This is a genomic window from Aliagarivorans taiwanensis DSM 22990 (assembly GCF_000429505.1).
In the GTDB taxonomy this organism is placed as follows: Bacteria; Pseudomonadota; Gammaproteobacteria; order Enterobacterales; family Celerinatantimonadaceae; genus Aliagarivorans; species Aliagarivorans taiwanensis.
The window spans coordinates 14,369-27,379 of sequence record NZ_AUBZ01000047.1 but is presented as its reverse complement, the minus strand read 5'-3'; the positions used below and the strand labels follow the sequence as shown (position 1 = coordinate 27,379).

Sequence of the window (13,011 nt, the reverse complement as noted above, 5' to 3'; positions counted from 1 at the left end):
TGCGGCAATGAACACAACTTACCTTGAACAGGTGCTATCAGCAGGGTTCTCAGAGAAATAGAGTGAAAAGTAACCATTCACGCTCTCACCCTGACGTAAAAAGTAACGGTCAGCGCTCCAGCGTTATGTAACCCCGCTGATACAGTTTGCTTGTTTTCTCTTGGTCAGCGCTTGATATACTCTTTCGAGTAATTATTTGGTGGTGGGCTTGCGCCTTCCCACCGGTTCGAGAGTTGTCACCGAGGAAACGTGATGGATAAGAAGAATGCAGAGCAGGTTGCACGCGTATTAGAGCTGGTATCGATGAGCCGTCGCCGCAACAAACTGAAACGGGAAATGACCGATATTGAGAAGAAAATCCGCGACAACAGCAAGCGGGTAGAGCTGCTCGATAACCTGAACAACTACATCCAATCAGACATGAGCGTCGAAGAAGTCAAAATCATCATCGAGAACATGCGTGGTGATTACGAAGATCGTGTCGATGAATACACCATCAAGAATGCTGAACTCTCTGCTGAGCGCCGCCAGCTCGCTAAAAAGCTAAAAGACGCTAAGTTTTCTTAAGCTCTGGTTGCGATAAAAAGCCCAAAAGGTCGAGCAATAAAGTGAAACTGTGGCTGCTCATGAGAAAGTATGGGTAGCCCTTTTTTATCCTGTCGATTTATATGGCTTATCAACCGCGTAGCTGCTGGCACACCATAGAAATGCTAAACAACTCATGGGGCTGAGCTTTCAGCATATTTAGAAGGAACAACTCAGCTAGGTTTTTACAATAAAACGTTGCGAAGCCCAAAAAATCAAAACCGCACAGACCAACACTAAGAAATTGTGATAAAAACCAAACCCCAGTTCGCTATAAATGCCAGCCCGATGGTCATAGAACCATTGAATTACTCTACCAAGTAACATTATTGAAAGGAGTCCTGACCATGTCAGCAAGAGCCCTTTCAAAAAAGAGACTCGAAAATATAACGACAAAAGAATCACAATAGATAAGGCGAGAGTGTAAAAAGATCTGTGTAAGTGGCATTCTGATTAACCTATTGAAAGGATTAATGAATGCCAATCTCAGACAACATCATCGATCAGCTGCTCGAAGGCTGCAACTCTCCTGGAGACATTCTTGGTGAAGCAGGCTTGCTGAAGCAACTCACAAAGAAGGTCGCTGAACGAGCTCTGGAAGCCGAGATGGAGATGCATCTCGGCTACTCGAAGAACGAGCCTTCAGGCCGCAATACCGGCAACTCCCGCAATGGTAAAACCCGCAAAACCGTTCGCAGTACCGATGGTGAACTTGAACTGGAAGTCCCGCGTGACCGCAACGGCACCTTTGAACCCAAGCTGGTAAAAAAGGGCGAGAAGCAGCTTAATGGCTTCGATGACCGCATTATTTCGCTCTACGCCAGAGGAATGACTACCCGCGACATTCAGGCCCACTTTGAAGAGGCTTACGGTGTTGAGGTCTCTCCCTCGTTCATCTCGCAGGTGACCAACGCAGTCATGGATGAGGTCAAAGCATGGCAGCAGCGCCCTCTGGATGAGCTGTACCCGATTGTTTACCTGGACTGCCTGGTCGTCCGCAGTCGGGAATCAGGGGCGGTTCAGAACAAGTCCGTTTATCTGGCGCTGGGTATCAACACCGACGGTGAAAAGGAACTCCTCGGTCTCTGGATGGCACAGACTGAAGGCGCAAAGTTCTGGCTGGCCGTGATGACCGAACTTAAGAACCGGGGCGTTCAGGACATCTTCATCGCCTGCTGTGACGGCCTTAAAGGCTTTCCTGAAGCGATTGAAGCCGTTTATCCGCAGACTCAGGTTCAGCTGTGCATTGTCCATCAGGTGCGCCACTCGCTGCGCTATGTAAACTGGAAACAGCGCAAAGTCGTTGCAGCTGATCTGAAGCGTATCTACGGCGCAGCAACGCTTGCTGAAGCTGAGCAGGCCCTTAATGTATTTGCTGATAAATGGGATAGTGAGCATCCCACTATCAGCCAGTCCTGGCGAAACAACTGGGAGCGCCTGAGCGTGTTCTTTGATTACCCGCCAGCCATCCGAAAGGTGATTTATACGACCAATGCCATCGAGTCTCTTAACGCATCGCTGCGGAAAATTACGAAGACCCGCCGGTCATTCCCGACTGACGATTCTGTGTTGAAGATTATTTATCTGGCACTGCACCAGATCTCAAAGAAATGGACCATGCCGATAAGGGACTGGAAACCAGCAATGAGTCAATTTATGATTCGGTTTGGTGACCGTATATTACAATGATAAACAGCCACTTACACAGAATAAATTACAGTCTCCCAGTCCTGCATCTGTATCATTCCCCATGCCAAATGACCACCAACAAACAAGTACAATCCCATAATAAATAGGCTGTTTTTAACGCTAGTTTTGTAAAGCACTTCCTCCCCCCTCTCTACTACGAACATCTCTCAACAAGCTTCACTAACCGTAGGTTTACTTATTGCGATGTGGTTCCATACCATAAATGCGATATCTCTCACCGAGAAGTGTTGCTCTTGTTCGGGTACAGTGAAACCCTTCCTCGTTGATCTTGCCGGTACCATTGGGTCCTGTGATTACTTCCTGTTCCCCCACATAGATTAACGTTCTTTGGAAGCCTTTCCTATCACCGCTGCGACCGGATCTACAGGCACAACCACCTCTGGAGTTGTTGCTTTCAACACAGACTCGTTTTACGTTCAAGGAGGAGAGGCAAAATCTGAACATTAAGTAAATTGAGATGGAATAAAAAAGCTACCTAGCTTTAGAAGCCAAGTAGCCATTCTTTGACGTGAAAGCCCCAATTATTGGGGCTTTGTTGTTTATGAGCGCTTATCGGCCGATATTGCTGCCGTAGCTCTCCACTTCTGGCCAGTACTCTCGTGCTTCTTTACCAATCAGTTGAGCTCCGTTAGAGGCAATCTGCTCGCCGTACCAGTATGCTGACTGCTTCATGGTCCGTTTCTGCGTGGCATAGTCGATATGCACCAAGCCAAAGCGCTGGCTGTAGCCTGCTGCCCACTCGAAGTTGTCCATAATCGACCACTGGAAGTACCCCAGTACTTCGGTGCCTGACTCAATACTCTGATGCAGACCACGCAGGTAGCGGGTCAGGAAGTCGATGCGACCATAGTCGTTCACTTTGCCGTCTACGCCCACCCAATCGTTAGTGCTCAGGCCGTTCTCGGTCACGATGATAGGCTTGCCGTAACGCTCGTACAGGAACTGGCTGCCCCAGCGCAGAGACTCCGGCGTGACCGGCCAGTCGAAGTGGGTGCGAGGGTAGTCATTGGGGTAGTCTACCAACTCGGGCTTGCCATCTTCACCGGCGCGAACGGTTGCAGACTCGTACACGTTGTAACCGACAAAATCCAGCTCTTGGCAGATAAGCGCCATGTCACCGGGACTTACTACTGGCGCATCATCGCCATATAGCGCCATGCCATCAGCGGGGTACTCACCCTTGGTAATCGGGTCCATAAACCAGCTTGCTTGGAACATGTGTTTCTCGCTTACCGCAAAGGTGGCTTGGCGCGCTGCTTCAATGTCCTCTGGCTTATCTGATGCGGGTACATAGGTGCGGAAGCAAGGTGCAGCCCCTACCTTAGCAGGCAGTTTGGCTTCGTTGCGCAAGATGCTTACAGCTTTGCCGTGGGCCAGCATGGTGTTATGCCAGGCGCGATTGATCTCGCCATGGGCCAGTTGCAAACCCGGTGCATGGTTGCCGTCTTGATGGCCCAAACCAATAAAGCACTGAGGCTCATTCAGGGTAAACCAGTTCTTAACTCGGTCGGAGTAGCGCTCAACAACGATACGCACATAGTCAGCGAACCAATCGCTGGACTCATCATTCAGCCAGCCGCCACGGTGGAACAGGGCAGTGGGGTAGTCCCAGTGGAATAGGGTAATCCATGGTTCGATATCGTTAGCCAACAAGGTATCGATCAGCTTGTCGTAGAAAGCAAGGCCGGCTTCGTTCACCTCGCCAGTGCCATTGGGCATCACCCGTGGCCACATAATGCTGAAGCGGTAAGCCTTGAGGCCCATCTTCTTCATGATGGCGACATCTTCTTCAAAGCGGTTGTAGTGATCGCAGGCGACAAAGCCGGTGTCACCGCCTTTTACGAAGCCGTCGCGACGACAACACATATCCCACACCGAGTCGCCACATCCGTCGACGCCTTGGGTATTCCCCTCAATCTGATAACTGGCGGCGGCTGCGCCCCAAATAAACTGTTCTGGAAAACTCATTGGCTCTCTCTTGTTTAGATTTCATTGTTGATGAGCGCGTTAGTGGGTGCGCTCCCATTTTGTCTAAAACTTAAGTAACTCTGGCCCGACTAGCCATTGTTGAAATTGGTTTAGGTTTTACGAACTTTGCGCCTGGTGAGCCTGCTAACGTTACCGTATTTAGCATGAATCTCCAGTTGATAGGTTGCCTTATAGTGTGAGCGAGCTCGAAGAATGCAGTCCTGCTTTGCTGCCAGTTAGTGCCTAGTATCCGGTCATTTCCAGGTAGCCGCGACACTGGCTTTGGGGCTGACAATAGACGGCGCCTTCCCAATAGGGGAACTGGGTATCCATCCACTGTTGCGGGTTAAGCGCTTCTACAGTCAGCTCTAATTGGTGCTGTGGCAGACTTAAGGCCCATCGAGTGGGCACTGTTGTAAAGTGGCTGGCTAGCGCAGAGTACTTCGTTTGAAAATTTCGCAGTACCTCACTCGTCTCTAGAGGTCGCATTATCAGCTGTTCACCATCGAGCGCAGTGACATTACCGCTGGCATCAATCAGCGAGCCATAGACGTAGTGATTGCCATCGCGTTGGCGTAAGCGAAAGGCCATTAGCGCTCGGCCTTCTGTTAAATGAAGAGACAGCCAGTCCCAACCAAGTTGCTCATCGCTAAGGTATTGCGAGCTCCATTCGCGGTCGATCCAGGCCTCGCCGCTCACCGTTATTCGCCCCTCGCCCAAGTCGATCTCGCCTTCCAGTGTAAGGTGGGGCAGACTGTAGTAGTAAGAGCCGACGGTTTGGCTGGGGTGTTTTTGACTGAACCCGCCGTCGCCGTGCAGTACCGGCCGCGCATCGCCGCTCACTGTCAGGTTGTAGCTAAAATCAGCTTCGCTGACGTGAAGTTGAATCGGCAGTAACTCCTCGCCTTCACTGGCAAAGCGCCAGTGTTCGATGGAGGCGCTAAACGGTTGACTTTGCACATCGACCAGGCCGACGCCGCCGCGGCTGAATTTCTCTGCAAAGCGGTGGGTATCGGCTGAGCCTAGCGCGGCATGGGCCATATACATCTGGCCGCAGCGCCAGTCTTCACAGCTGAGCTGGCCATTTTCATCGGGCTCGGCCAAGGCCAAACGAAACAGGGTGTATTGCACGCCGTAGCGCTGTCCTTGGTCATCTTCCAGATTACCGGTTAAGTACCACCATTCGATGCGATAAGCTGGATGCTCGCCATGGTCGCGGGGGAACTCCAGCGTGGTTCCCGGCTTTGCTTGGGCATAACCTTGCGAATTGGCAGAAAGCAGGCTGGCATCGCGGCTGCGCGACGGCTGTTCGTGTGACTGAGGCTGAGACTGCAGGGTAGGCGGAGCACTGTCATCGCCACGGGGTAGCCACGCAAACACCAGCAATAACCCTAAAGCCACGAGGAGAGCGGCGATCCATAGCCGGCGACTTGTATACATTGCTTGTCTCAATTGCCACTCCCTAGCTCATTGGGCAGGTTCTGCCAATGAATGCGCTTTTGTGCCAGCCAGGCGCACAGTACGCATACTGCGGCGCTGAGGAGCACCATCTGCAGGTAGTTACTGCTGGCCAACACCAGTGGATAGTCCCAGCCAAAGCCATAGACGTTGAGACGCTTAATCAACAGCCAGGCCAGGCCAATACCTAGCGGTAGCGCCAACAGGCAGCTCACCGCCCCGAGTAGCCCCCAATGGGCCAAGTTGACCCGCTTTAAGCTAGACTGCTGCACGCCCATCGAATGCAGCAATGCCAGGCCATAACGGCGTCGCTGAGCCAATAACAGCAGATTGCAGGCCAGCCCCAAGGCGGCAATCAACAAGGTAAGCAGGTTTAGTGCGCTGGTGGCCACAAAGGTTTGCTCGAACACCTTAAGGGCGATACTGCGGATCTGTTGCTGGTCGATGATCTGGGTGGGCGATAGACCGTACTCATCGACCAAGCGACGCAGCCAATCGGCCCGCTCACTGGGCTCGTCTAGCATGAGTGCGATGCCCTCATCGCGGGCGCCCGGCCAACGCTGGGCAAATACCTCGATATCGAGGAACACCTGAAAACGTGGATTGCCGTAGTCTGCGTAGACCGCCAGCACTTGATAGTGTTTGCCATCTACGCTCAGGTTGTCGCCAACCGCCACGCCAGCTAACAGTTGCAACCGTTGGTTGATCAGCAGGCCTTGGCCGCTCTCCAGCAGTTGGCGCTGCTGCTCACTTAAGGGCGTATCTAAAATCGAGTCCTGTAAGCGCGGGTGGCGGTCCAGTGCGACCACCTCCAGCCCCTGTAAGCCAAAGTCGAGCGAAACGCTGCGCCGGCTAATCAAGGTGACATCTTGCTGCTGTAGTTTGCTTAGCCATGGAGGCTGGGCCTGCTCCGGGCGCAGGTAAATATCGGCCACTAAGCGTTGGTCGAGCCAAGCGCTCACTGCTTGGCGAAAGCTGCCCACCATGGTGTTAAGGCCGACATTGGCGGTTAATGCCAATACCAGTGCCAGCAATGCCAGTTTGCTGCGACTGAGCTGCCAGCCCAGCTCGCCCAAGGACCAGTGCTGTAGCGGTAGGCGCGACGCTAGTCGACTCGGCAAACGCTTGAGCAAGCCAACCAACAATGCGGGTACCACCAAGCCACTGCCCAGCAATAGCAAGGCCAGTGTCAGGTAGCCAAGTGGCAACGCCCACTCGGTGTATCGTCCCAGCAAATCAAGCGCAACGCACAGCACTAGCAGCGCTATACCGGCGAATACTTCAGGGCGTTGTCCGCGCAGTGGGGCTAGTTCGGCGGCTGGGCGACGGGCAATCTGTTTGATGGCGCTGCGCAGCGGGAACAGTGCTGCCAGTAAAAAGGCGCAGCCACTGGCGATGGCGCTGTACAGTACGATATCGCTGCGCCAGGCGAAGCGATAATCGATGTTGATCGCGTAGATCTGGGCGAGTGAGCGCCCCAGTGCTGGCAGCAGTTGTTCGGCCAGCAGCCAGCTCAGCGGTGCCGATAAGATGATTACCATCGCGCACAGCAGCACCTGTTCTGTGATTAGCAGTGCGGCAAGGCGCTGACGGGTCACCCCGGCTTGAAACAGCTGATGCAGCAAGCGACGGCGGTCCTGCAGAGCAAAACTGATGGCGTTGAATACGATAAAGCAGCCCACCAGCCAAGACAGCAGCCCCAATGCGCGCAGGTTTAGGTGCAGTGGCTGGGCCATCTGCTCCAGCGCCAGTGGCGAGCTGGGGTAGCTAAGCTGCCACTTGCCACCGAAGAGGAAGCGCTGATTCAGCTCGGGCAGAAGTTCGCTAAGGCGTCCGGCTTGCTCATCATCAAGCACCGCAATCTGGCTAAGCTGCTGAGGTTGGCCGAGCAGTTGCTGGGCGTAGCCAATGTCGACCCATAGTTGATGGCCGAGCGCCTGTTCATCTGCCGCCTGCCACTGGGCGAGCTTTCGTCCATCAGCGCTGTAAACATCGGAATTATCTTGCCAACCCAACTGCTTGGCACGTTCACGACTGACCAAAATCTGATAGGGCGGCAGGGTAAAGCTACCAATGTCTAACTGATTGCCTCTGGAAGTATCGCGGGCGGCATCGTTGGCGCTTTGATGGTGAAAGCTGGATAGCGGGTCGCTGCCGATCAGCGTGACAATCTGACCGTCGGCCAGTGCCAGCGAACCCTGCAGTATCGGCACCAGCGAGTCGAAGCCTTGCCGGCGTAGCCAGATATAGGCTGATTGGGGCAGCGGGCTTTGCCCAAATTCTGCTTGAAGGTAGGCCGCTGGCTGCAGGCCGAGCAATTGCTCGCCCTCTTGGTAGCTGTCTTTGGCCTGCTGATTAAGCAGCTGTACGCCGACGATCATCACCACCCCCGAGCAAGCCCCAACTAGCAAAAGCATTAGCTGCAGAGGGTGGCGAAGATAGTGGCGCCACAGCGCCAAACCTGTCCACAGCAGGGCGCTAGCTGGCATCATCTAGGCGCTCGCAAAGTTGGGCCTGACCATTGTGTAAGCGCCAGTGTTGGTGGCAGTGGGCTGCTGCTTCACGGCTATGGGTTACCAACAGCAGCGCGCAGCCCTGCTGCTCAACCTGAGCCGAAAGCAGTCCCATCACTTGCTGGCTAAGCTGCTCATCGAGGTTGCCGGTGGGTTCGTCGGCCAGCAACAGCTTGGGCTGGTGGCTTAGCGCCCGGGCGATGGCGACCCGCTGCTGCTGCCCGCCAGAGAGCTGCTCGGGCCAGCGCTTGAGCAAGGGCGCTATGTCTAAGGCATCGATCAGTTCATTAACCGTTGATAGCTTATCGCTTAAGCCCAGCAGCCGGCGCGGAAACAGGATATTGTCGAGCACATTGAGGGTGGGCAACAGGTTGTATTGCTGGAAGATAAAGCCCAACTGCTGGCGACGAAACTGGCAGCGCTGCGCGTCATTTTGCTGCTGTAAGTCGATACCTTCGAACAACACCTGTCCGGCGTCGGCGCTGTCGAGGGTGCCAATCACGTGGAGCAGGGTGCTCTTGCCTGAACCGCTGGCACCCATCAGCGCCGCGCTTTCACCGGCTGCCAGCTGAAAGGCCAGCTCATTGAGAACGGCCTGCTCACCACCCGAGTAGGTCTTCGCTAATCCTTTGATTTCCAGCATCTTGCCTCCACTTGCTGACTAGAACTAGTGTACGCGCATCAGCGAGAATTGGATGAGTTTTTGTTAGTCGACCCACGTTCTGACAACCTGCTTTAGACTCGCTTGCATTTTGTGCCAGCCGTGCTTGTTAGGTTGCTTGCCAACCGCTTGGGTTTATATGTTTTGCAAAGTAGAGATTGCTGCACACACCACTATGGTTAAGTCGGTTTTTCCATCGCAATCATTGCGTTGCGCGAGTTTGGAGAAGAAATGACAGACGATCCGAACTATCTAACACACATTGCACGCTATGCCTTGGGAGATGCTGATGAGGATAGCGCTCGAGTGATACGTAATATGGCGCGGGTCGGGCTGTGTGATGAGTCGCAGGGAATCATGCGCATCACTCACATATTGCTACAACAGGAGGCCACCATGGCTATTGACCCGGGACTACTGACTGAGCTGGTGAAGTTAGTTAAAGACGCGATAGAGAAGGGCCGTCGCGACCGCTTGATTGAGCTAATCAATGATTTTTTCAACCGTTACAACTTTGTGCTGCGCACATGGACAAGGATGGAGGACCGCCATAAGGAGTGCCACAAGAAAGACAATGAGGTACACAAGCACCTGCAAGATGCAAAAGCGGCGGCCAAATCTGGCGACGCCAATGCCATGCAAGAAGCCTTGGCTAAAGCTCGAGACGACTTGGAAGAGCTAGCCGAGTGTTTGGGCATCGATATTATGCCTTAGTTTAGGGGAGATGAGGCTCGGCTAGCTTGGTACTCGCTGTCACATAGGATCGAGCGTCAGCAATATTCGCTTTTCGTCTTGGCTAAGCTGGCAGGAACGATGCACTGCGGCCATATGTTCCTGCTGCTCCCATGCCTTGCCTTTTAGCAGGCCTACGTCAAACGCCGCCATCTGTTGGATGTGCTTAGGCTGGTAGCGTCCATCTGCAAAAGGTAGATTGTTGGTGTCTGAACGTGTAGCAATCATTGGCTGTTCGAGCGCTTCTAAGGGGAGTCACTCAGTGCCGGGGCCAAGGTAGCTGTGCGCGAAAGAGAGCGCTATCAAAAGTGCCAGCCGACGCTGCCGTTAAGTTGCTCAAGCGTTCCGCGCTTAGAACACCCAGTAACCCACAAAAGCCGCAATCACAATCAGCAATACCGGCGAAATCTTAGGCAGGTACACCCTTGCCGCATAGACTGCTGCCACCATCAACGCGCCAGTGACTGCCGACCATTGGCTCTCTTGCAGGCTAAGCGCCAAAGTATCGCTGGCAATCAGCCACCCCGCGTAGAAGATCAGCGCCATCGCGGCGGATTTAATCCCGAAGAAGAAGGCTTCTTTCCATGGATTGTGCTGAATACGGTGAAGCACGCTGGTGAGCGCTAAGATTGCTAGTACTGAAGGCAGCGCCAATGCAAAGGTAGCAACAGCCGCTCCGGCAAAACCCGCCGCGCCACTGCCCACATAGCTGGCCATGTTCACTGCAATCGGGCCGGGGGTCATCTGCGATAGGGCCACAATGTTCATAAACTCTTGCTGGCTCATCCAGCCGTGCTTTTCCACCTCGGTGAGGTACATCGGGATCATCGCCAAACCGCCGCCGAAGCTAAACAGGCCAATGCGGAAGAAGGCGATAAACAGTTCAACAAATACCATCTCTAAGCCTCCGCCTTGTTACCAATGATACCCAGCGCATGTAGGGCGATGCCGGTGCTGCCGCCCAGCACAATCATCAGCAGCGGGTGGATAGGGGTGAAGATCAAAATCGCCAGCGCAAGCAGGAACAGCGCGCGCCCTAGCTTGGAGGTGACCCCTTTCATCAGCATCGATACTGCCGCGTGGGCAATCAGTGCTGCTACCGCGTAGCGCATGCCCATAAAGGCGTTGTGTAGCCACTCTTGGCCGAAGAACTGCGGCAGGTAGCTGGCCAGAGTGCCAACAATCAACAGCGGTGGCAGTACGATGGCGATGGAAGACACAATCGCACCGGGGATGCCCGCCACCCGACGACCGACAAAAGTGGCGGCATTAATGGCGATGGTGCCGGGGGTTATCTGGGCAATCGCGGTAATCTCGAGCAGCTCTTCGCTGCTTAGCCAGCGGTGCTTTTCGACCAGTTGATGCTCGAGCAGGGCCATCATGGCATAGCCACCACCAAAGGTGATTGCGCCCAGATAAAAGAAGGTGGAGAACAATTTGAATAGCATGGAACGCTCACAGTGTGACTGTTTTTATTGTGCGAGCGCAGTATACGCTGCCAAAGTAAAGCTGACGCTGACAAATATCAAAATCTGAGATTTGGCAGGCAGTTAGGCACTCGTTTATACGGTGACGTGACTCGCTCAGAAAACCAATGCAGTGTTTGCCTCGTAACATCCCAAAAGCAATTATTGGAGAAAACAGGTGCAGCGACGCGATCAGTTAGTGGGAACCTTCCGCGGGTTCAGCTCTGAGCAGGAGTTGGAGAAGTTTGAGCAACTCGCCTCACTCTGGTGGGACGAACAGGGGGCGTTTAAGCATGTCCATCGTTTTAACCGTGCCCGTCTGGTGCCTATCCTCAGTGGCGTATGCCAGCACTTCTCGTTGCCCTTTGTGCTAGATACACCCGACAAGGTGCAGGCTGCCCTTGATGCGGGTGACACTCCCTTGGAGGGTTTACAAATCCTCGATATCGGCTGCGGCGGCGGCCTGCTCAGTGAGCCATTGGCACGACTTGGCGCCGATGTGGTAGCGGTGGATGCCAGCGCAAACAGCATCTCGATTGCCAAGGCGCGGGCGCAGCAGCAGGGACTGGCTATTGACTATCGTCAGGCGCTGGCGGAATCACTGCTGGGCAGTGAGTTGCGCTTTGATGTGGTGATTAACGCCGAGGTGATTGAGCATGTGGTTGCCCAGCAAGCGCTGGTGGATTGCTGCGCGGGCTTACTAAAGCCACAAGGGGTGTTGGTGATGGCGACACTCAATCGCAGTTGGCTGTCGTACCTGATTGCTGTAGTCGGTGCTGAGTATGTGCTTGGTTGGCTACCCAAAGGGACCCACCAGTGGCGCTCTTTTGTAACCCCCAGCGAGCTCGAACAGATGATGCTCGCCAACCAGCTCAGTGCCACTCACTGGCTCGGGCTGCGCTATTCCCTGTTGAGCCGATGCTGGCGCGAAAGCCGTTCTTTGGCTGTGAACTATATGGTGCTGGCAACCCCAGATCAGCACTGAGGCTTTAACGCGAGTGCTTGGGGTTTCACCATGCTCTAGAGAGGACTATGCTTAGGTTAATTTGAGCAAAGACATAAGGTTATTGTCATCCTCTCCCATCTCACCACCAACGCTGTTTTGCTGTTTACCAACGCTTGTAGGCGACGTTTTGCTTGGCGGTCATTACTTGCTCCTGTTGTGCTGAGTTTCTGTGTTTTTGCATCGGTGGCGACCGCCGAGCCTACCGGGTTGCCAGTTGTACGCATTGCCACCGGGGAGCACGAGCCCTTTACCTCACAGCTACGCGATGACGGCGGCTTGATAAATGCCATCGTGGCAGCGGCGTTTTTGCGCGCGGGCTATCAGGCCAAGTTTGACTATCTTCCTTGGCAGCGGGCTTTGGCGACTACCCAGGCGGGAGTCTATCATGCCAGCTCCTATTGGGCCTACAAGGAGCAACGCAAGCTCTACTTTTTGCACTCCGAACCTCTGGTCTACGGTGGCAGCGTACTGATCAGCCTAAAAGGTGAGCCGCAGTACACCGACTTAGATGAGTTATCAGGCAAGGTGGTGGGCGCGGTGCGTGGCTACACCTACAACGAGGCCTTTTGGCTGCGAGGCGAGCAGGGCGAGTATAAAATCGAGCTGGTGAACACCGATCTGCAGAACTTCAAGAAACTGCTGGTGGGGCGTATTGATGCCTTACTGATTGACTACTCGGTCGCACAAACCCTTATCTATTCCCAGCTGTCTGCCGAGGAGCGGGCAATGCTGCAAGTGCCACGGCACTTTGTGATGACTGCTTCGGTGCACTTGTTGATCGGTAAGCAGATTGAATCAGCGCAAACACTGCTGCAAGCCTTTAACCACGGTTTAGCTATCATCAAAAGTAACGGTGAGTACTTGGCGATCACCGCCCGCTATCCAGATGTGCCCATTGCAGTGGTTGAGTAA

The 13,011-nt window shown here is 54.0% G+C and carries 12 protein-coding genes; 5 read left to right on the top strand and 7 right to left on the bottom strand.

What is annotated here, in order from left to right; all coding sequences use genetic code 11:
• Nucleotides 1-252 precede the first annotated feature (252 nt).
• Both G462_RS0118350 and G462_RS0118345 read left to right on the top strand, forming a co-directional pair.
• Nucleotides 253-567, top strand: a complete 315-nt coding sequence (locus G462_RS0118350; protein ID WP_026960285.1) for a DUF496 family protein — start codon at nt 253-255, stop codon at nt 565-567.
• 495 nt (nt 568-1,062) lie between these two features.
• Nucleotides 1,063-2,274, top strand: a complete 1,212-nt coding sequence (locus G462_RS0118345) for an IS256 family transposase (protein ID WP_026960284.1) — start codon at nt 1,063-1,065, stop codon at nt 2,272-2,274.
• Between the two features lie 570 nt (nt 2,275-2,844).
• Here the strand turns inward: G462_RS0118345 and G462_RS23355 are convergent.
• The 4 genes from G462_RS23355 to G462_RS23350 all read right to left on the bottom strand — a co-directional run bounded on the left by G462_RS23355 (nt 2,845) and on the right by G462_RS23350 (nt 8,877).
• Nucleotides 2,845-4,263 carry a GH1 family beta-glucosidase gene (locus tag G462_RS23355; RefSeq protein ID WP_051326858.1) on the bottom strand — a complete coding sequence of 473 codons (1,419 nt, stop codon included), beginning with the start codon at nt 4,261-4,263 and terminating at the stop codon, nt 2,845-2,847.
• A 243-nt stretch (nt 4,264-4,506) separates the two neighbouring features.
• Nucleotides 4,507-5,664: a lipocalin-like domain-containing protein gene (locus G462_RS0118330; RefSeq protein WP_169720188.1), complete on the bottom strand. Its 1,158-nt coding sequence runs from the start codon at nt 5,662-5,664 to the stop codon at nt 4,507-4,509.
• Between the two features lie 47 nt (nt 5,665-5,711).
• Nucleotides 5,712-8,213 carry an ABC transporter permease gene (locus G462_RS0118325; protein WP_026960282.1) on the bottom strand — a complete coding sequence of 834 codons (2,502 nt, stop codon included), beginning with the start codon at nt 8,211-8,213 and terminating at the stop codon, nt 5,712-5,714.
• Nucleotides 8,200-8,877, bottom strand: a complete 678-nt coding sequence (locus G462_RS23350) for an ABC transporter ATP-binding protein (RefSeq protein ID WP_051326856.1) — start codon at nt 8,875-8,877, stop codon at nt 8,200-8,202. The genes G462_RS0118325 and G462_RS23350 overlap by 14 nt, the downstream gene beginning before the upstream one ends.
• A gap of 249 nt (nt 8,878-9,126) precedes the next feature.
• Here G462_RS23350 and G462_RS0118315 point away from each other — a divergent pair, with 249 nt between their 5' ends.
• Nucleotides 9,127-9,609, top strand: coding sequence for a hypothetical protein (locus G462_RS0118315; protein WP_026960281.1), 483 nt, complete (start codon nt 9,127-9,129; stop codon nt 9,607-9,609).
• Between the two features lie 39 nt (nt 9,610-9,648).
• On the opposite strand, the gene G462_RS24075 is transcribed toward G462_RS0118315, so the two are convergent.
• From G462_RS24075 to G462_RS23340, 3 genes are all read right to left on the bottom strand, one after another.
• Entirely contained in the window at nt 9,649-9,855 is a 207-nt protein-coding gene (locus G462_RS24075) for a DUF1826 domain-containing protein (protein ID WP_026960280.1), read from the bottom strand.
• A 123-nt stretch (nt 9,856-9,978) separates the two neighbouring features.
• Nucleotides 9,979-10,524: a chromate transporter gene (locus tag G462_RS0118305; protein ID WP_026960279.1), complete on the bottom strand. Its 546-nt coding sequence runs from the start codon at nt 10,522-10,524 to the stop codon at nt 9,979-9,981.
• A gap of 2 nt (nt 10,525-10,526) precedes the next feature.
• On the bottom strand, nt 10,527-11,075 hold the full coding sequence (locus G462_RS23340; RefSeq protein ID WP_051326855.1) for a chromate transporter: 549 nt from the start codon (nt 11,073-11,075) through the stop codon (nt 10,527-10,529).
• 196 nt (nt 11,076-11,271) lie between these two features.
• On the opposite strand from G462_RS23340, the gene ubiG reads away from it, so the two are divergent.
• Both ubiG and G462_RS0118290 read left to right on the top strand, forming a co-directional pair.
• Nucleotides 11,272-12,078 (top strand): bifunctional 2-polyprenyl-6-hydroxyphenol methylase/3-demethylubiquinol 3-O-methyltransferase UbiG, encoded by an 807-nt coding sequence (ubiG, locus tag G462_RS0118295; protein WP_051326854.1) that lies wholly within the window; start codon nt 11,272-11,274, stop codon nt 12,076-12,078.
• Between the two features lie 177 nt (nt 12,079-12,255).
• Nucleotides 12,256-13,011 (top strand): substrate-binding periplasmic protein, encoded by a 756-nt coding sequence (locus tag G462_RS0118290; protein ID WP_026960277.1) that lies wholly within the window; start codon nt 12,256-12,258, stop codon nt 13,009-13,011.

What these genes read in the sequence shown, in the direction of transcription:
- G462_RS0118350 (WP_026960285.1), top strand. Translation starts at nt 253, where the DNA reads ATGGATAAGAAGAATGCAGAGCAGGTTGCACGCGTATTAGAGCTGGTA.
- G462_RS0118315 (WP_026960281.1), top strand. Translation starts at nt 9,127, where the DNA reads ATGACAGACGATCCGAACTATCTAACACACATTGCACGCTATGCCTTG.
- G462_RS23355 (WP_051326858.1), bottom strand. Translation starts at nt 4,263, where the DNA reads ATGAGTTTTCCAGAACAGTTTATTTGGGGCGCAGCCGCCGCCAGTTAT.
- G462_RS0118325 (WP_026960282.1), bottom strand. Translation starts at nt 8,213, where the DNA reads ATGATGCCAGCTAGCGCCCTGCTGTGGACAGGTTTGGCGCTGTGGCGC.
- G462_RS0118345 (WP_026960284.1), top strand. Translation starts at nt 1,063, where the DNA reads ATGCCAATCTCAGACAACATCATCGATCAGCTGCTCGAAGGCTGCAAC.
- G462_RS23340 (WP_051326855.1), bottom strand. Translation starts at nt 11,075, where the DNA reads ATGCTATTCAAATTGTTCTCCACCTTCTTTTATCTGGGCGCAATCACC.
- G462_RS24075 (WP_026960280.1), bottom strand. Translation starts at nt 9,855, where the DNA reads ATGATTGCTACACGTTCAGACACCAACAATCTACCTTTTGCAGATGGA.
- G462_RS23350 (WP_051326856.1), bottom strand. Translation starts at nt 8,877, where the DNA reads ATGCTGGAAATCAAAGGATTAGCGAAGACCTACTCGGGTGGTGAGCAG.
- G462_RS0118305 (WP_026960279.1), bottom strand. Translation starts at nt 10,524, where the DNA reads ATGGTATTTGTTGAACTGTTTATCGCCTTCTTCCGCATTGGCCTGTTT.